Genomic DNA, 19,042 nt, shown 5'->3' on the forward strand with positions numbered 1-19,042 from the left:
CTATTATGCATATGATTAATAGCACCTCTCCAATTCTTCTATATCTACTTGTTTTAAACATGGTTTTCCAAATGTTAAAAAAAAATTAAATTTTGACTGTTACTCACAAAGCATGTGTTAGAAATTTTGTCGCAAATAGGGTTTATTTGAGCTATTTGCTACATATGAAACAAATGATGCAACAAGTTTAATAATTGATATATAGTGCTTTAGGGAAGCAGGTGTAAATTATGTGTCAATAACTATTCGGTTTCGGTAGACTTAACTTCTGTAGGTAGAATGCCAAAATAGTTTTTAAAACACTTAGTGAAATACGAGTGAGATGAGAACCCAATGGAGTAACAAACTTTACTGATATTGGTTTCACCCATTTCTAATATTTGCTTTGCTTTTTGAAGTCTAATATTTCTTAAGAATTCACTTGCTGTTTGATTAGTTAGTGCTTTAATTTTTCGGTAGAATTGACTTCTACTTAAATTTAATTGAAAAGCAAGCGTTTCAACATTAAGGTTAGGGTCTCCTATATTCTCATTAATATGATTTAAAACATTTTCAATGAATTCTTTATCTAATGGTGTTGTATTTATATCTTCAGGGATTTCACTAATTACACTGAAGTATTTATTGAAAATAAGTTGTCTACTTGTAATTAATTGACCCAGCCTAAGTTTAAGAAGCCTTATATTGAAAGGTTTTACCATGTAGGCATCTGCTCCAGTTTCTATACCTTCAATTCTATCGTCAATTTTTGCTTTTGCAGTAAGCATTAAAACAGGAATGTGGCTTGTGCTGATATCACTTTTTATTTTTTTGCAGAATTCCATACCGTCCATTTCGGGCATTACCACATCAGTGATTACCACATCAGGGAACGTTTCCTTTGCAATTTTAATACCCTCATTACCATTGTTAGCAATTAAGACTTTGTACTGGTTATTCAATTCTAGTTTAAGGTAGTCTCTAAGTTCTACATTGTCTTCAACAATAAGTACAGTGTGTTGTTTTGTTATTTCGGTGTCTTGAGCAGGTTCTTCATCTATAATCACCGAAGGGGCAAATGATAAATTATCTTTTTTAATAAATTCGGCTTCCTCATTTAAAATGATTTGATCTTCAGTAAAATGATTATTTCCTTCGGGGAACAAAATCTTAAATGTTGTTCCCATACCAACTTCACTACTAACTTCAACTTTTCCTTTATGAAGTTTTACAAAGCTTTGTACAACTTCTAACCCAATGCCTGTACCTCCAAAATAGGATTTGCTCTGTTTTTCAACTTGATAGAAACGCTCAAATATTTTATCAATCTGATCTTTTTCCAAACCAGGACCTGTATCGGAAATAATAATTTCTATGGCTTTTACAGGTTCATTTTTATTAACTAATGGTAAGTTGTAAAGTTGGTCTGTGGATAATAAATCAATATTAATAGCGCCTCCTTCTGGAGTTACCTTAATAGCATTAGAAAGTAAATTGAAAATTATTTTTTCTAACATTTTTACGTCTGCCCAAAGTGTTAAATCTGGGGTGTCTGCATCTACACTTAATAGTATATTTTTATTATTGGCTTCTTCCTGAAAGTAACTAAGTATGTTTTTTGAATAGTCTATGAGGTTTATTTTCCTTGCTTTAACATCTATTTTATTTAGTTCTAATTTTCTAAAATCCATTAACTCATTAATGAGTCTATACAAGCGATCTGTATTTTTATTTATTATGGCGTGTTTGTTTTTAATATGCTGAGGTAGGTTTAGTTCAGTATCATGAATTATATCCTTGAGAGGGTTCATGATTAGGGTTAATGGTGTTCTAAACTCATGAGAAATATTCGTAAAGAATTGTATTTTCTTTTTATTTAGTTCGTCTTTTTGATGTCTTTGCAAGCGCTCATTTCTAATCTGTTCTTTTTCTTTAATCCTGCTTTGTGTTAAGTAGTTTAGTAAGTAAATACTAAATAAGAAAAGAAGGATGTATGTAGTTATAGCCCAATTGGTTTTCCACCAAGGTGGCAAGATTTTGATTTTAAGTTCTAGAGGGTTTTCGTTCCAAATTCCATCATTATTAGAAGCTTTTAGTTTAAAGATATAATCACCTTGGTCTAAGTTAGTGTAGGTGGCACTTCTTTTTTGACCCACGTAGTTCCAAGAATCTTCATACCCTTCAAGGTAGTAGGCGTAATTGTTTTTCTCGGGTCTTGTAAAATTAAGTCCTGTATATTCTATGGTAAAAACGGATTGACTGTTAGTAAGTGTTAAGCTATCGGTTTCCGAAATCACTTTTGTTAAAGGAGATTCCTCAGAATTAGGAATGACTTTCTCGTTAAATAGTTTAAAATCTGTTAAATGAAGTATTGGTACTTTGGTATTCGTATTAAGTTCATTGGGGTTGAAATAATCTAGTCCTTTAAAATTTCCAAAGTAAAGCATGCCGTTGGCGTCTTTAAAAACAGAACCAAAATTAAAGTCGTTGGAAAGCAGTCCGTCATTGAAGGTGTAATTGGTAAATTCTAAAAGCTCGTCGTCAATTTTAGTTAATCCAGAATTACCACTTACCCAAATGTTGTTATCATCGTCTTCTATAATGGCTGCTACGTTTTCTTCGATTAAACCATTGGACTTATTGTACCATTTAAATTCATCTTTTTTTGTATTGTATTTACAAAGTCCAGATCCGCGAGTCCCAATCCAAATGTTTTTCTTTGAATCTTCATAAACAGTAAGTATATAGTTTGCATTTATAGCACTTCCGAAGGCCTCATTTATTCTGTTAGATAACGGATGTATTTTTTTAATGACAAGCCCTTCTTTTTCTATTTTAAATAACCCATTTACAGTTGCTAGCCAAAGGTTGTCATTTGTATCTACTAAAATCTTTAGGATGTCTGTTGTGGTAATGCCGTTTTCAACAAATGTGTCGGAATTATAATAGGTAAATTCTTTTGTTACTGGGTTTAAAGCATGAAGACCTTTGAAGAAAGAACCGATCCAAATGATTCCATCACTATCTTCTGCAAGACTAACAATGGTGTTAGAACTTAGACCATTAGAAATGTTTTTAACATTATAATTTACAAAAGTCTTAGTACCTTTTTTAAGATAAAACAGTCCGTTATCCCAGCTACCCGCCCAAATATTCTGTTTAGAGTCTTTAAGAAGTGAGATAATGTGGTTTGAGTTTAAACCAGAATAAGGATATCTGTCTTCTACATTAATATGGGTTATATTTTGAGTGTTAGGATTGAAAATATCAATACCACCGCCATCTGTGGCAACCCAAATGTTGCTAGAATTATCGCTAATAATACCCATTACAGAGGCTATTTTTAGTGAGTTTTCTTTGTTTGGAGCACTATTAATGTCTTTAAACTTATCAAAAAGCTTATCGCTAACAGCAATACCGCTATTATAATAGCCCATCCAGATTCTATCATCTTTATCCACAAATAATTCCCAAATAGAATTATGAAGAAGACTGTTTTTTTCCTTTTTATCGTAAATGCGATGTGCTATTAGCTGTTCATTGGTATCAATATGAAAAAGGCCTTCGTTTTCTGAACCAATCATTATCGTGTCATCTGATAACTGAACAATAGAAAGAATCTTTTTTTTAGTGAGTGCTATTTGTTTTACATGAATTATACTATTGTTTTGATTTTGATTTAGTGTGCATTTATAGATCCCCTCATTTCTTTGTGGCCCTACCCAAAGGTTGTTGTTTCTGTCCTTAAAAAGTTTGGAGATTTCTGTATCAAAAGAGCTTTTGTTTTTAGTGTAAAACTGGGCGTGGATTAATTCATTTTTTTTCGGATTAATTTCTTTTAAACCGAAATTGGTGGCAACGTATATTTTGTCGCCTCCAACATGTGAAATATCATTTACCTTAATCCGTTCATGGTTTGCATTAAATGTTGAGCTTTTAAGTCTATCTACTGATAATGAGTCAAGATTTAGCCTATAAACTCCAAACCCATTAGTTCCGATATAAAGATTGTTGGAGCTGTCTTCTGTTATTGCAGTGACATTATCATTGTGTGGCGTCTTTTTATCAAGAATTATTCTTTTGAACTGGTCTAACTCATTGTTGTAAAGGTTTAATCCATTTTCGGTGCCAACCCAAAGTCTATTCCTATTATCTATAAATGCACATTCAACACGATTGCTACTTAAAGAGGTAGAGTCGTTTAATATATGTTTATAAGGTGTATAGTCAATACCATTAAACTTGTAGATGCCTGTTGAGTTAGTTGCAATCCAGATGAACCCTTTATGATCTTGAATGATATCGGAAACTCCCACCTTGGGTATGCCCTCTTTTATACTTACAAAATTATAATCTTGTGTAGTGTTTTGCGCCAAAATGTTTAAAGAAACAGCAAAAAATAAAAGACAATATCTTAGAAGTTTAGTCATGAAAAAGAACAGGGTTACTTAGAATTAACATTAAAGATAAAAATAAATATTATTAGCTCTAAGGTTTGAAAGTAATGAAGCAAACCCTAATATTTTTGTTGCAATTCCCTATTTTACTGATGTTGAGGTATTACTTTTAAAGGCTTTTAAAGAAGAAAAAACCCATTAAAAACAAAGTCTTTAATGGGTTTAGTACCAAAGGTGGGACTCGAACCCACACGCCCGAAAGCATCGGAATTTGAATAGTGTTAATATCCTTTAAGTGTTTGATATATAGTTATTTGATAATTAATTGAATCATTAAATTAAAAAAACACCATTTTTTCTTTTTTTTAATTTACTGTAAACTTAATATGAAAACTATGTGTAGATATTTCTGTAAATTAGTATAGAGCTATTTTTAAAGTTTTTTCTTTATATTTAGTCGAAAATAGTTTAATTCGTAATCTTTGGAAGAATTTTTAAATAGAATCAATACTCCTTCTAAACTAAAGAGATTACCCGTTTTTCATTCTTGTGATGCATTCAGTTTTCGGAGTATTTTAAAGGACAGAGAAATAAATACTCAATTATGTAATGTTTATAAGGGAGAGAATTTAGTCTATTTTTTTTACGGAAAACCCGCTTACAGAGTAAATGATGAATATAATACTAGATTAAAATCATTTTATCCAATAAGCCTTATTTTAAAAGAAAATGCCTTAGAAGATGTTAAAAGAATAATGCCTTTTGACTCTGGAGCATTCCATTTTGGGTTATTTAAGGATTATTTACATCCTAAGATGACTTTAAGTGATTTTGAACTAAACGGTTCAATGGATAATACTAGAAAAATTGTACATTACTTTTTTGATACTAATAAAAATTATTTTCTGTCGAATCCAAAGAAAGATACGAAAGTAGACCCTCTAGATTTTGAAGTCGAATCTTATTTGGAGCTTATAAATTCCAAGCAAATTCAAAAAGTAGATGATAGGAAATCCATTATTGAAATTCAGAATAATTCTTCTGTTAGTTTGACTGCTGATAATGTTTTAAGCATAATTATTCCTGATACCCTTTTAGTTAATCCTAAAGTTGAAAGTTTTATTAATGAGCTTAATATTGAACCAATTTTATATTCGGATCAAGGTCATTATTCGATAGGTAATTTAGAAAATTTTTATAGTTTAACAGAAGAGTTATTAAGTGAGAATAAGTTATTATGAGCTACACTTTTTCGGGATATTTAGATTTGTCTGGAGCCAATTATGGTTTTAAAACTCCTGTACTAGAAAAAAACGGTAGAAGTTATATTCAAATATTAAATAAAATAGGATTAATAGCTTTTTTAGAAGAGATTGAACCAGATGAAACTTTTGAAAAATTTGAAGGAGACTCTCCTAGTTTTTTTGTAAAAAGAAATAATCAACCTATATCATGTCTAACTTATAATGATATATGTTATGTGGGTTTAATTGCAAGTATATTATTGGAATTAGGAAGAGATTTCGAAGTCGAAACATTACCTTTAATTTTGCAATTAGAGTATTTCCTTTATTTTGATATGATGTTGGACTATAATAATGCTGTCGACAGAATAGAGTCTTTTTATATCAGGAAATATTTTAAAAATAAAGGTAAAAATTATAAAAGGACTCTTCGGAATACTCCAAAAATCAAGTCGAAATCCGGAGCTTCTAATTATAATATTATTCACGTAGGAAATAGACGTCTTTAATGGTGGGTTATTCAATTTCTTCATTAATATCGATTACCTCAATATTTTCATCAAAGAATTGAGTTGTTAAGCTAATCCTTTTATTGTGTTAAAAAATTCGCTTTAAAAAATTTGTTAAAATAAAAAAAGGCTTTACAACCCCTGTAAAGCCTTATGAAGTACCAAAGGTGGGACTCGAACCCACACGCCCGAAAGCATCGGATTTTGAATCCGACGTGTCTACCAATTCCACCACTTTGGCAAGTGGACAGCAAAAATAGTTTTTTTTTCTAGATTAAGCCCAAAAATAGTAGGCAATATACTTTATAGGTTAAAATAAATGTATAAATTTGCAGCTCGTTAAAAATAGCTAGTGCTTAAGCGCTATAAAACAACACATTAACTATGCCTATTGTAAATACCGAAGCTAAAATATTTGCTTGTACTCAAAGCAAAGTTCTTGGTGAAAAAATAGCTAAGGCTTTTGGTGAGAAGCTTGGTAACGTTATTACCTCTACCTATAGTGATGGGGAATTTCAACCTTCTTACGAAGAGTCTATACGTGGTGCTAGAATTTTTATAATTGGATCTACAAATCCAAGTCCACAAAATTTAATGGAAATGTTGTTAATGATTGATGCTGCTAAACGTGCATCAGCAAGACACATAACAGCGGTTATGCCATATTTTGGTTGGGCAAGACAAGATAGAAAAGATAAGCCAAGAGTGCCAATTGCGGCTAAATTGGTAGCAAAGATGTTAGAAACTGCGGGTGCAACTAGAATTATTACAATGGATTTGCACGCAGATCAAATTCAAGGATTTTTTGAAAAACCAGTTGATCACCTATTTGCATCTACTATTTTCTTACCGTATTTACAGAAGTTAAACTTAGATAATTTAACTATTGCTTCTCCAGATATGGGTGGTTCTAAAAGGGCATACTCTTATTCTAAAGCTTTAAAAAGTGATGTTGTTATTTGTTATAAGCAACGTGCTAAAGCCAATGTGATTTCTCATATGGAATTAATTGGTGATGTTACTGGTAAGAATGTAGTATTGGTAGATGATATGGTAGATACTGCTGGTACACTAACAAAAGCAGCAGATTTAATGATGGAACGCGGTGCATTGAGTGTAAGAGCAATTTGTACGCATCCAATTTTATCTGGTAAGGCTTATGAGAATTTAAAAAATTCTAAATTAGAAGAGCTCATAGTAACAGACTCTATTCCTTTAACACAAGAAAGTGATAAAATTAGAGTTTTAGGTTGTGCAGAATTATTCGCAGATGTTATGAAGAAAGTACATAACAACCATTCTATTAGTTCAACATTTGTAATGTAAATTAATAATTAAATTTAAATAGAAAATGAAATCGATTACAATCAACGGATCTCAAAGAGAAAGCGTGGGCAAAAAAGCAACAAAGGCTTTACGTAATGCTGGTCAGGTTCCTTGCGTATTATACGGAGGAGACAATCCAGTGCATTTTTCGGCAGCTGAATTAGCATTCTCAAAATTGGTGTACACACCAAATGCGCATACAGTTGTAATTACTTTAGATAATGGTGATACTTTTAATGCAGTATTACAAGATATTCAATTTCATCCTGTAACAGATAGAATTTTACATGTAGACTTCTATCAGTTATTTGAGGATAAAGAAATTACTTTAACTATCCCTGTTAACTTAGTAGGTAACTCTGCTGGTGTTAAAAATGGTGGTGTTTTAAGAAGAAACAACAGAAAGTTACGTGTTAAAGCACTTCCAGCTAACTTACCAGACTTTATTGAAGTGGATATTACGCCATTAAAAATTGGAGGTAAAGTGTATGTTGGAGATTTACCAAGCGATAACTACAAGTTCATGCACCCAGATAACACTGTTGTTTGTCAAGTAAGAACTTCTAGAAATGCAGTTGCAGATGCTGATGAAGAGGAAGAAGGAGAAGAAGCTCCAGCAGCAGAAGCAGCTCAAGAGTAAAAAAGACTTTTACAATTAATAGAAAAGGCATTCTGATTTATTTAGAATGCTTTTTTATTTTTACTAAAATTGTAGATAGCCATGTTTAAGTTTATATGGAACTTATTTAATACAAGCGCAAATTCTTTTAATGTTGAAGAAGAGAATCCTATGAAGAAATTTCTAATCGTTGGTTTAGGTAATATTGGGGAGAAATATGAAAATACCCGGCATAATATTGGTTTTAAGGTCTTAGACTATTTTGCAAAAAAGGAAGCTTTTAGTTTTGAAACTCAAAAATTAGGTGATTTAGCAACCTATAAGCTAAAAGGGAGAACTTTTATTTTCCTAAAGCCTAATACCTATATGAATTTAAGTGGGAAAGCTGTTTTGTATTGGTTAACAAAAGAAAAGATTCCTTTAGAAAATGTATTAATTATTACAGATGATTTAAACTTACCTTTTGGAAGTATTAGATTAAAAACTAAAGGGAGTGATGGAGGACACAACGGCTTAAAAGATATACAAGCTAAATTAAATACATCAAAGTATAATCGATTTAGATTTGGTATTAGCGACACTTTTAGCAAGGGGAGACAAGTAGACTATGTTTTGGGTGAATGGAACGACGAAGAAATGAGTAAGCTTGATGAGCGATTAGACAAATCTATAGAACTCATAAAGTCTTTTGTTCTCGCCGGTGTTAGTAATACAATGAATACCTTTAATGGAAAATAAAAAAGGAAGCGTTTAGCTTCCTTTTTTATTATCTAATAATAATCTTATGCGTTGTTTTTTTCAGGCCATCTGATATATTTACGAAATACATTCCAGACTGAGCATAATAAATTCTTGTTGTTTCTTCAAAATCTCCGGTAGCATTAAATGTTTTACTATAGATTAGTTTGTTTCGAATATCAAAAACCTCTACTATTACATTTCTAGTTAGAGAACCATTTAGCTTAACTGTAAACTCACCATTATTGGGGTTAGGGTATACCTTTAAATTTTGAAAACCAGATTGTTCAATTTCAATAGTTGGTAGTACATTAATAATATAGTCTTCTGTTTCACCATCCGGACCATTATTAGTAGCAGAAGGGCCTTCATTACCTAAATTCCCAACATAATTTGTTGCTACCCTCATTATGGTATTTCCAAGAATTGCATCTAACGGAATTTGAATAGAAAGAGGAGCGTTCCCTGTTGCGATATTCGTAACATTTGTAGCTTCACCTAAATCATATTCTTCACCTAGGTCCGTGAAAACACCATTCTGATTCCAATCTATCCATGCTTTTGTAGATGTTGTAAAATCCCTTTCGGTGGTAACATTAACATTTAATTCATAAGTTGAATCTCTATTAACATCGGTAGATTGGGTTGATGTGTAATCCGTATATTCTGAAGTTTTACCAGATGATTGATTAATTGTGTTAAAAGCAACCAGATTTATTTCAGTTTCAAATGTTGTATTAGCTCCTAGTACATTAATTGTATAATCTTCTACCTCACCATCAAATCCGTTTTCACAAGAAAATGGAATACCATCGTCTTTATACTTGGTTGAAACTCTCATAACGGTATTGCCAAGAACAGCATTTCCTGGAACAACAATAGAAATTGGGGAATTTCCTGTTAAGCCATTCGCTGTATTTGTAGCATCTCCTAAGTTATATTCCTCGCCGGGATCATCAAAACTACAGTTTTGATTCCAGTCTATCCATACTCTTGTAGCCGTAGTCCAGTTACCGTCTGTGTTTACATTTACAGTTAAATTATACGAATCATTCCTATTCAAATCCGTAGAAAGATTGGTATAGTCACTATAACCAGAAGGCTTTCCTGAAGACCTATCAATGGTGTTAAGCTGAACACGCGTTGTACTTGTATTATACGTAGTATTGGCAACAGAGGAACATAGGCCATTATAGAAAGGAAAATCAATAGTGCTGTTTTTTGTAATAGAAGCTGCTGTTCCTCTAATGGTAAAGTTATAATCACCTTGAGGTGTACTTCCTAAATTGCTAATGGTTAGTGTAACATTACTGGTAACATTACTGTTTTCGGGAGAAAAGCTAGCCGTGGCTCCGGCCGGAAGTCCTAAAGCACTAAAAGTAGTTGTTTCAGAAAAACCATTTGCTACTACATAATCAAAAGTATAAGTTACGGTTGTGGCATTACATTCTATTGGAGCGAGACTTTCATTTACAATAAAGAAATCTGGGTCCGTGTCAATAGAGAAATTGAAATCGGATACATCATAAAAAATATTGTCTGCAGCTTCAATTAAAATTCGTGCTTGGTCCGTATCTGCAATGGCTGGAACGGTATAACTAAAAGACCCATCGTTTGGTGTATTAGAAGCAATAACTGTTGAAAAATTGGCACCACCATCCGTAGATAAAAGGATGTTTACATTTTGACAATTAATAGTGCCATTTGTTGTTTCTCCTACTACCCATTGAATGTCTTGTATGCTTCCCTGTGCCCAAGTAACTGGGTTTACAACACTAAAAGGAGTAACGTCTTCTACAATAATTTGCATGGTATCGTAACTAGATTGTCCTCCAGTTGGACTGCTTGGAGATCTATCTCTTACTGTAAGCGCCCAATTTAACGTCCTTCCAACATTAGCTACGGTTTCCCAATCACTACCTAATGTTGGGTCCGTCTGCTCTACATTACCAGCTAATACACTGCTTAGTTTCGGGATATACCTATCGGGAGACGTAGAAGGAGGTAAAGATCTATTCATAGGGCCAGAAGTTAAATCTGGTCCAAAGTTTAAAAAGTTAGTGATACCATTATCTATTTGTTCCCAACAATACGTTAAGTTGTCTCCTCCATCAGGATCTGTAGCAGCCCCTTTTAGGACATAAGGAGTCCCTTTAGGTATGTTATAGTTGTTTCCAGCGTCTGCACTTGGCGGATTATTTGTTATAACTTCTGTAGTTTGGCAGCTTTTTGTAGCCAGATTTTCAAGTATTTGTTTTATACTGAAATAATGAAAATAGTCGTTTCCACTAGAAGCTACATTATTAGCACCTGTTATACCAGCATAAGCCATAATTGTAGTTCCACTGCCTGGTTCTGCATTTACACCTGTTCCTTCACTTTCAAATGCCCAAGTATGATTGGCCCCCATTTGATGACCGATTTCATGCGCCACAAAATCAATATCAAACAAATCTCCTTGAGGAACTCCATTTGATGGTGAGGTATACGCGCTTCCTTTCTGGTTATCTGTACACACGCAGCCAATACATCCGGCATTTCCTCCGCCACCAGTAGCCCCTAAAAGGTGTCCAATGTCATAATTGCTTTCACCAATAGTACTTGTTAAGTTGTTTTGAAGTTCGGTGCTCCAGGCACCATTTACACCTGTTCCAGAATCAGAATACGGATCTGTTCCAGCATCTGTGTAAACTATAGTATTGTTGTTAGCAATAAGCTCAAAGGTCACGGCCATATCAGTTTCAAATACTTCATTAACGCGCGTAAGTGTTGCATTTATAGCGGATAAAGCATCTGTAACAGAACCGCCATGATAAGCCGTATATTCACCTGTTGTAGAAATGGCAATTCGGAATTTCTGCAAAGTCTGGTTGTTCGCACCACCTTCATTTACTTTTTGAGTGTGACTACTTTGTTTTGAGGTTTTATTTAAATGCTCAAAGGTTTTACATCCAAAACTCTTGGCAATTCTTTTTCTATCCGACTTATTATATAAAACATACTGATTAGACCCTCTTTCAACGGGTTGCATAAATACGTTTGGTTTATCTATATACGAAATCATGGTTTGAATACCGTGAGGAGACGAACTCATTCTTAGCCTAGCTCCAGGATTATCAAGACTTAAACCAATGTAAGACTTTATCTGTGGATACTTGGCTGCTAGTTCGGGAGCAAAAACAGGAGCTTCGTAAAGTTTAAAACGCTCCAATTCACCGTTAATACCCGGAATGGTTATAATAGTATTAGTCCCATTCTTTGAAGTTCTTAATGTTGCTTTTGATGTATTTTTATTGAAAGTTACTTTATCTAGAGAAAAAAAATGAACTTTAGATTCTGGTATTTCTAGCTTCGATAAGCTTTCGGTATTTGTAACAGACCTTAATTTTTCCCATGAAGAATTCTGAGCAATAGCTGAAAATGCTGTTAAAAACATTGCTATTGAAAAAACATAACGTAGTTTTGCTTTCATAATATTTCGGGGCAATTTTTATATAACAAACTTAGCCTTTTTAAATTAAAATAACAATTTAACCCATTTAATGAGTAGGGTAAAGAATATAAAAGCTTACAAATCTGTAGCTCCAACTGTGGTCACTATTGGTACATTTGATGGCGTTCACATCGGGCATAAGAAAATTATAAATAGGCTTGTAAATACAGGGAAGTTAGAGGGCTTAAAATCTGTTATTCTAACGTTTTTTCCGCATCCAAGAATGGTGCTTCAGAAAGACTCCAATATTAAACTTATTAATACGATTAGTGAGAGACGAGAAATTCTAGAGTCTGTAGGTTTAGATTTTTTATTGATAAAGGAGTTTACCAAAGAGTTTTCAAGATTATCTGCCGAGGATTTTGTTAAAGACTTATTGGTAGATAGACTTAATGCAAAAAAAGTGATTATTGGATATGATCATAGGTTTGGAAGAAACAGAAATGCCGATATAGAAGACCTTAAACGTTTTGGTAAAATTTATAATTTTGATGTAGAAGAAATATCTGTTCAAGATATTGATGATGTTGCGGTTAGTTCAACCAAAATAAGAAGGGCTTTAGAGGAAGGAGATGTGCTTAAGGCAAATGCTTATTTGGGTTATAATTTTATGCTTAATGGTACAGTTACCAAAGGAAGAGGGTTAGGCAGACAATTAAATTATCCAACAGCTAATATTGAAATTGGAGAAGATTATAAACTTATTCCTAAACGAGGTTCTTACATTGTAAAAGCAATAATAAATGAAGAAACCGTTTACGGAATGATGAATATAGGTGTTAATCCTACGGTTGAAGGTATAAAAGAGACCATTGAAGTTCATTTTTTCGATTTTGGGAGAGATATATACAATGAAGACGTAACCATAGAGCTTTTAAAGCGCTTAAGAGATGAGCAAAAGTTTGATTCTATAGAAGCTTTAAAAGATCAACTTCAAAAAGACAAAGAAACGGCACTTTCATATATAGCCAATAACAATGCTTAACAAATGGTTGTTTAAACATATTGATAACTCTGCCTTAGTGGTTTTTAGAATCATCTTTGGTTTGTTATGTTTTTTAGAATCAATTGGAGCTATTGTAACAGGTTGGGTAAAGTCAACATTAATAGATCCAAAGTTTACATTTACGTTTATTGGTTTTGAGTGGTTGCAACCACTTCCCGGAAATGGCATGTATTTTTACTATGCTATTATGGGTGTTTTTGGTCTGTTTGTAATGTTAGGTTATAAATATAGGTTCAGTATGTTTGCCTTTGCAATTATGTGGTCTGGCACCTATTTAATGCAAAAATCATCCTATAACAACCATTACTATTTGCTAATGTTATTGAGTAGTATTATGGTTTTTATGCCTGCAAATACCTATGCATCAATAGATGCAAAACTAAACCCTAATATAAAACGAAACTCAATGCCTTTATGGTGCAAATGGGTATTTGTAATACAGCTTTTTATTGTTTACACCTATGCTTCGGTGGCCAAATTGTATCCAGATTGGTTAGATTTTACGGTACTTGAGATTTTAATGAAGTCTAAAGCAGATTATATTTTGGTTGGAGACTTATTACAGCATAAGTGGTTACATAAAGTGTTAACCTATGGCGGTATATTATTTGACGGCCTAATAATACCTTTATTACTATACAAACCTACTCGGAAATATGCGTTTTTCATTTCTATATTCTTTCACCTGTTTAATTCTTTTATTTTTCAAATAGGGATATTTCCATATATGTCACTGGCATTTTCATTGTTCTTTTTTGAGCCTAAGACTATTCAGAATATATTTTTGAAAAAGAAGTCCTTTTATGATTTGGAAGAAGTTATAGTGCCTAATTACAAACCTATTTTGATTTCTGCATTTGGAGTGTATTTCATAGTTCAAGTCTTATTACCATTACGCCATCATATTATAAAAGGCGATGTGCTTTGGACTGAGGAAGGGCACCGTTTGTCCTGGCGTATGATGCTAAGAACTCGCAGAGGTCATGCAACGTACACGGTAAAAAGTAAGGAGACAGGTAAATCCTTTATAGTAAACTTAAATGATTACCTAACCCGAAAACAGAAGCGTAATGCCAGCTCTAAACCAGATTTTATTTGGCAGTTTGCGCAGCATTTAAAACAGAAGTTTAAAGACAATGGACAAGATGTGTCGGTTTATGTTAGTAGTAAGGTTAGTATTAACGGAAAGCCATTTCAGCCTTTAATAAATTCCGAAGTTGATATTGCTAGTTTAGACTGGGAAACGTTTAAACATAGTGAGTGGATTTTACCTTCAAAACAAGAATAATTCTGTTTGTAATTCCCTAAATTTGCCATTCAAATTTTTAAGACATGTTACAAGTACCTTTTATTAGAGAAAACAAAGACTTGATTATCGAAAGATTAGCAAAAAGAAATATTGATGCTACTGATGATATAAGTAAAGTCATTGTTTTAGATGAAGAGCGCAGAGCCCTTCAAGCGCAACTAGATAATACCTTAGCAGAGTCTAATGCATTGTCAAAAGAGATAGGTATGTTGTTCAAGTCCGGGGAAGTTGAAAAAGCCAACAAGACTAAAGAAAAAACTGGTCAGTTAAAAGAAACTTCAAAACAACTTACAGAAGATTTAAATGCTAAGACCAATGCTTTAAGTGAGTTGCTGTATAAAATTCCTAATGTGCCAAACGAAATAGTGCCAACAGGAAATACAGATGAAGATAACGAAGAAGTTTTTAGAGAAGGAGATATTCCTGTATTAGAAGATGGCGCATTACCTCATTGGGAACTGGCAAAAAAGTATGATATTATAGATTTTGAGCTTGGTAATAAAATTACGGGCGCTGGATTTCCTGTTTATAAAGGTAAAGGCGCAAGGTTACAACGTGCTTTAATAAGCTACTTTTTAGACAAAAATACAGAGGCTGGTTATAAAGAATATCAGTTACCACATTTAGTGAATGAAGCGTCAGGTTTAGGAACAGGACAATTGCCTGATAAAGAAGGGCAAATGTATCATGTAACAGGAGACAACCTATATTTAATACCAACAGCAGAGGTTCCTGGAACTAACATTTTTAGAGATGTGGTTTTAAATGAAGCTGAATTACCAGTAACCATTACAGGTTATACGCCTTGCTTTAGGAGAGAAGCTGGTAGTTATGGAGCCCATGTTAGAGGGTTAAATAGATTGCATCAATTTGATAAAGTAGAAATTATTCGTGTTGAACATCCATCAAAATCTTATGAAGCTCTAGACGGAATGGTGGCTCATGTTAAAACCATACTGCAAGAGTTAAAATTACCTTATAGAATTTTAAGATTATGTGGTGGCGATTTAGGATTTACATCTGCACTAACCTATGATTTTGAATTGTTTTCAACAGCTCAAGACAGATGGTTAGAAATTTCTTCAGTGTCTAATTTTGAAACCTTTCAGGCTAATCGCTTAAAGTTACGCTTTAAAAACAGCGATGGTAAGAACCAATTGGCGCATACCTTAAATGGTAGCTCTTTAGCGCTACCAAGAGTATTGGCAGGAATTTTAGAAAATTACCAGACTAAAGACGGTATTGTTATTCCAGAAGTATTACAGCCATATACAGGGTTTAAAATAATAGATTAATAAAACGAAGACTTATAAATGTAAAACCCTACAGAAATGTAGGGTTTTGTTATTTAATATCGATTAAGTGCAACTTATTTTTGTTTTTTAACGATTTTTCATCCGATTTTTTTGCAGTTCGTCATTTATTTTAGAAGTTAGTGTCACCAAATCTTTTTAACCTACTAACCATGAAAAATGTTAAGCGACTTGTCATTTTAATTGCACTGGTATTTTTTGCAGGAAAAGTTTTGTTTTCAGATTTTAAAATTGTTAAAACTGAAAATAATACTGCAATAGTTACTAATCAGTAGACACGCAAAATTCTTAGTCAAAATATTTAAAATAAAATTTCCTGAATCGTTATAATTCTATTGTATTTTAAAATGCGGTAGTTATTAATGAAACATTTAATTTTGGTTGGTTAAAGTGCCCGAAGTTTTTCGGGCATTTTTTATAATAATATTTGCAAATTCAACCTTGTACATTTGTTATATTTACAACATGAGAGCCTTTTTTAGTATATGCCTTTTCTTTTCTCTTAACCTATTTGCGCAAGATGCAAGTTTGGCAATGGACTACTTTAAGAAGGGCGATTATGAAAAAGCACTTCATGAGTACAAAAAGCTATATGCTAAAAACTCCACTAATATCACGTACATAAATCAAATAGTTGCTTCATATCAGCAATTAGAAAGGTACAATGAATCTCAGGAGTTTTTAGAAAAGTTAATTGCAAGAAAGCCATATCCTGCGTTTTTAGTTGAACTTGGTTATAACCATCAACTAAAAGGAAACTTAGAAAAAGCAAAAGCCAATTACAATGAAGCCTTAGGGTTTATTAATACTAGACCAAGTCATGTATATGCAGTGGCAAGAGGTTTTCAAGGTCATGCGCTTTTAGATGAAGCAATAACGGCTTATGAAACAGCTATGACTTTAAATCCAAGTTATAATTTTAGTATTCAATTGGCGCAGTTGTATGGAGAGCAAGGACATATTGAAAAAATGTTTAGCAGCTATCTGGATTTTACCTTATATAATCCACAAGCCTTACCAGATATAAAAAGACGAATAAACGAATTTTTAGGAGACTCTGGAGATCATGAAAACAATAGTCTTTTTAGAAAAATTCTATTAAAAAAGCTTCAACAAGAACCTAATTTATTATGGAATCAATTGTTAAGTTGGTTGTTTATTCAACAGAAAGATTTTAAAAAAGCATTTATTCAGGAAAAAGCCATATTCAATAGAAAACCAGAAAGTTTAGACCGAATAAAGGAGTTGGCGTTAATAGCGCTAGACGAAAAAAAGAACAATGTTTCTAAAGAGATATTTAATTATATAGTAACCACGGCTCAAGATATGGATACCAAACTTGATGCGCATTACTATTTAATTCAGATTGAAACTCAAGAAACTCCCAAAGAAGATTATAGTGTCATTAATGATAAATATTTAAGCTTATTTGAAACATATGGGAATGTAACCCAAACTCTAAATTTGCAGATTGCTTATGGACATTTTTTAGCATTCTACTTTGATAAAACAAAAGAGGCTACCAAGTTTTTACAAAAAACTTTAGAATTACCGCTGTCCAGAACGCAAAAAGCTCAGGTTAAATTAGAGCTTGGCGATATTTTAGTACTTCAAGAAAAGTTTAATCAAGCTTTAATTTATTACACACAAATTCAACGTAATTTAAAAAATAGTACCATTTCGCAGGAAGCACGCTTTAAAGTAGCAAAAGCCAGTTATTTTAAAGGCGATTTTAAATGGGCTGAATCTCAGCTTAAAATTTTAAAATCATCAACATCTCAACTAATAGCCAATGATGCTTTAGATCTTAAACTTCTTATTACTGATAATAAATATGAAGATTCCCTTCAAACGGCCTTGAAATTATATGCTAAAGCAGATTTATTAGTATTTCAAAATAAACAAGAAGAGGCTATAGGCCTGCTGAATGATATTTTAAGTAATCATAAAACCGAGCCTATAATTGCACAAACCTTATTTAAGCAAGGACAGTTATTTAAAGAAAAAGGTGAATACAACAAGGCTGTAGCCAATTTTGAACAACTAATAGAAAACTTTAGAGAAGGTATTTTGGTAGATGACGGTTATTTTCATTTAGCCGATATTTTTGAAAAGCACTTAAGCCAACCAGAAAAGGCAAAAGAACTATACGAGAAAATTATTTTTAATCATGCCGATAGTATTTATTTTGTTGAGGCTAGAAAGCGATATAGAGCATTACGTGGAGATGCTATAAACTAAGTTCCAAAATTCTAAAACAAATTCTAATTTGTAGTACTTTTGGGGTTTCAAATGTAACTTCAGGAATTTATAATTATGATAATATATAACGTAACAGCAAATATAGACGAGTCCATACATGAAGAATGGTTAATATGGATTAAAGAACACATACCTCAGGTTTTGGGTACAGGTAAATTTGATAAGGCTACCTTAACCAGAGTTTTGGTTGAAGAAGATATGGGCGGGGTTACGTATTCTATCCAATACAGGGCTTATTCTCGGGAAGCATTGGATGCCTATTACAGTGAGGATGCCGATAGGTTAAGGCAAGATGGACAAAAACGTTTTGCAGATAAAATGCTAGCTTTTAGAACTGAGTTAGAATTGATAGACGAGTATTTTGTAAATGTGAACCCTAATTAACAAATGATTTTTAGAAAGGCTAAAGCGTCAGATATTTACGCCATTGTGAAAATGCTTGTAGATGACGAATTGGGTAAACAAAGAGAAAATTTTCAAAACCCATTACCATCAGAATATATAAATGCCTTTAAAAAGATTGATGCAGATGAAAACCAAGAACTTATTGTTGTTGAAAATGAAGATGCTGAAATTATTGGAACTTTACAACTTACATTTATTCAGTATTTAAACCGCAAAGGCGCTCTTAGGGCTCAAGTAGAATCTGTAAGAGTTAGAAATGACCAAAGAGGCCTTGGTTTGGGGAAGAAGATGTTTGAATGGGCAATAGAAAGAGCAAAGGAAAAGCAAGTTAAAATATTACAGCTTACAAGTGATAAACAAAGACCAAGAGCAATTAAGTTTTACGAGGATTTAGGCTTTGTGGCCTCTCACGAAGGAATGAAAATGCATTTTTAATAACTAA

The 19,042-nt window shown here is 32.7% G+C and carries 13 protein-coding genes and 1 tRNA gene; 11 read left to right on the forward strand and 3 right to left on the reverse strand.

Going from position 1 to position 19,042, the window contains the following annotated elements; genetic code table 11:
- Window positions 1–242: 242 nt before the first annotated feature.
- The gene (locus tag FUA24_RS13785) at window positions 243–4,409 is read right to left on the reverse strand and encodes a hybrid sensor histidine kinase/response regulator transcription factor (protein WP_148543281.1); all 4,167 of its coding nucleotides are present in this window, start codon (window positions 4,407–4,409) and stop codon (window positions 243–245) included.
- 449 nt (window positions 4,410–4,858) lie between these two features.
- On the opposite strand from FUA24_RS13785, the gene FUA24_RS13790 reads away from it, so the two are divergent.
- Together FUA24_RS13790 and FUA24_RS13795 are read left to right on the forward strand one after the other, a co-directional pair.
- The gene (locus tag FUA24_RS13790; protein ID WP_148543283.1) at window positions 4,859–5,617 is read left to right on the forward strand and encodes a hypothetical protein; all 759 of its coding nucleotides are present in this window, start codon (window positions 4,859–4,861) and stop codon (window positions 5,615–5,617) included.
- The gene (locus tag FUA24_RS13795; protein ID WP_148543285.1) at window positions 5,614–6,129 is read left to right on the forward strand and encodes a hypothetical protein; all 516 of its coding nucleotides are present in this window, start codon (window positions 5,614–5,616) and stop codon (window positions 6,127–6,129) included. The genes FUA24_RS13790 and FUA24_RS13795 overlap by 4 nt, the downstream gene beginning before the upstream one ends.
- 159 nt (window positions 6,130–6,288) lie before the next feature.
- Here FUA24_RS13795 and FUA24_RS13800 read toward each other — a convergent pair.
- Window positions 6,289–6,370 (reverse strand) — tRNA-Leu (locus tag FUA24_RS13800).
- A gap of 143 nt (window positions 6,371–6,513) precedes the next feature.
- Between FUA24_RS13800 and FUA24_RS13805 the strand changes: the two genes are divergently transcribed.
- The 3 genes from FUA24_RS13805 to pth all read left to right on the forward strand — a co-directional run bounded on the left by FUA24_RS13805 (window position 6,514) and on the right by pth (window position 8,812).
- Window positions 6,514–7,455, forward strand: a complete 942-nt coding sequence (locus FUA24_RS13805) for a ribose-phosphate pyrophosphokinase (RefSeq protein ID WP_148543287.1) — start codon at window positions 6,514–6,516, stop codon at window positions 7,453–7,455.
- 25 nt (window positions 7,456–7,480) lie between these two features.
- Complete coding sequence (locus tag FUA24_RS13810; protein WP_148543289.1) at window positions 7,481–8,095, forward strand: 50S ribosomal protein L25/general stress protein Ctc; 615 nt, start codon at window positions 7,481–7,483, stop codon at window positions 8,093–8,095.
- A gap of 81 nt (window positions 8,096–8,176) precedes the next feature.
- A complete protein-coding gene (gene pth / locus FUA24_RS13815; RefSeq protein ID WP_148543291.1) occupies window positions 8,177–8,812 on the forward strand; it encodes an aminoacyl-tRNA hydrolase in 636 nt (211 codons plus the stop codon).
- Between the two features lie 28 nt (window positions 8,813–8,840).
- On the opposite strand, the gene FUA24_RS13820 is transcribed toward pth, so the two are convergent.
- Window positions 8,841–12,284: a reprolysin-like metallopeptidase gene (locus FUA24_RS13820; RefSeq protein WP_148543293.1), complete on the reverse strand. Its 3,444-nt coding sequence runs from the start codon at window positions 12,282–12,284 to the stop codon at window positions 8,841–8,843.
- A gap of 70 nt (window positions 12,285–12,354) precedes the next feature.
- On the opposite strand from FUA24_RS13820, the gene FUA24_RS13825 reads away from it, so the two are divergent.
- The 6 genes from FUA24_RS13825 (at window position 12,355) to FUA24_RS13850 (ending at window position 19,035) form a co-directional block, all read left to right on the forward strand.
- Window positions 12,355–13,290: a bifunctional riboflavin kinase/FAD synthetase gene (locus tag FUA24_RS13825; protein WP_148543294.1), complete on the forward strand. Its 936-nt coding sequence runs from the start codon at window positions 12,355–12,357 to the stop codon at window positions 13,288–13,290.
- A complete protein-coding gene (locus tag FUA24_RS13830) occupies window positions 13,283–14,599 on the forward strand; it encodes an HTTM domain-containing protein (RefSeq protein ID WP_148543296.1) in 1,317 nt (438 codons plus the stop codon). Before FUA24_RS13825 ends, FUA24_RS13830 begins: the two co-directional genes overlap by 8 nt.
- A gap of 44 nt (window positions 14,600–14,643) precedes the next feature.
- Window positions 14,644–15,915, forward strand: coding sequence for a serine--tRNA ligase (serS, locus tag FUA24_RS13835; RefSeq protein ID WP_148543298.1), 1,272 nt, complete (start codon window positions 14,644–14,646; stop codon window positions 15,913–15,915).
- A 483-nt stretch (window positions 15,916–16,398) separates the two neighbouring features.
- Window positions 16,399–18,174, forward strand: a complete 1,776-nt coding sequence (locus FUA24_RS13840; protein WP_148543300.1) for a tetratricopeptide repeat protein — start codon at window positions 16,399–16,401, stop codon at window positions 18,172–18,174.
- A 75-nt stretch (window positions 18,175–18,249) separates the two neighbouring features.
- Window positions 18,250–18,579: a DUF4286 family protein gene (locus FUA24_RS13845; protein WP_148543302.1), complete on the forward strand. Its 330-nt coding sequence runs from the start codon at window positions 18,250–18,252 to the stop codon at window positions 18,577–18,579.
- A 3-nt stretch (window positions 18,580–18,582) separates the two neighbouring features.
- On the forward strand, window positions 18,583–19,035 hold the full coding sequence (locus FUA24_RS13850) for a GNAT family N-acetyltransferase (protein WP_148543305.1): 453 nt from the start codon (window positions 18,583–18,585) through the stop codon (window positions 19,033–19,035).
- Window positions 19,036–19,042: the final 7 nt, after the last annotated feature.

The sequence above is a fragment of the Seonamhaeicola marinus genome (assembly GCF_008085455.1).

Bases quoted from the DNA above. Each gene is read 5' to 3' on its own strand.
- FUA24_RS13785 (WP_148543281.1), bottom strand. From the start codon at position 4,409: ATGACTAAACTTCTAAGATATTGTCTTTTATTTTTTGCTGTTTCTTTA.
- FUA24_RS13795 (WP_148543285.1), top strand. From the start codon at position 5,614: ATGAGCTACACTTTTTCGGGATATTTAGATTTGTCTGGAGCCAATTAT.
- FUA24_RS13805 (WP_148543287.1), top strand. From the start codon at position 6,514: ATGCCTATTGTAAATACCGAAGCTAAAATATTTGCTTGTACTCAAAGC.
- FUA24_RS13810 (WP_148543289.1), top strand. From the start codon at position 7,481: ATGAAATCGATTACAATCAACGGATCTCAAAGAGAAAGCGTGGGCAAA.
- pth (WP_148543291.1), top strand. From the start codon at position 8,177: ATGTTTAAGTTTATATGGAACTTATTTAATACAAGCGCAAATTCTTTT.
- FUA24_RS13820 (WP_148543293.1), bottom strand. From the start codon at position 12,284: ATGAAAGCAAAACTACGTTATGTTTTTTCAATAGCAATGTTTTTAACA.
- FUA24_RS13825 (WP_148543294.1), top strand. From the start codon at position 12,355: ATGAGTAGGGTAAAGAATATAAAAGCTTACAAATCTGTAGCTCCAACT.
- FUA24_RS13830 (WP_148543296.1), top strand. From the start codon at position 13,283: ATGCTTAACAAATGGTTGTTTAAACATATTGATAACTCTGCCTTAGTG.
- serS (WP_148543298.1), top strand. From the start codon at position 14,644: ATGTTACAAGTACCTTTTATTAGAGAAAACAAAGACTTGATTATCGAA.
- FUA24_RS13840 (WP_148543300.1), top strand. From the start codon at position 16,399: ATGAGAGCCTTTTTTAGTATATGCCTTTTCTTTTCTCTTAACCTATTT.
- FUA24_RS13845 (WP_148543302.1), top strand. From the start codon at position 18,250: ATGATAATATATAACGTAACAGCAAATATAGACGAGTCCATACATGAA.
- FUA24_RS13850 (WP_148543305.1), top strand. From the start codon at position 18,583: ATGATTTTTAGAAAGGCTAAAGCGTCAGATATTTACGCCATTGTGAAA.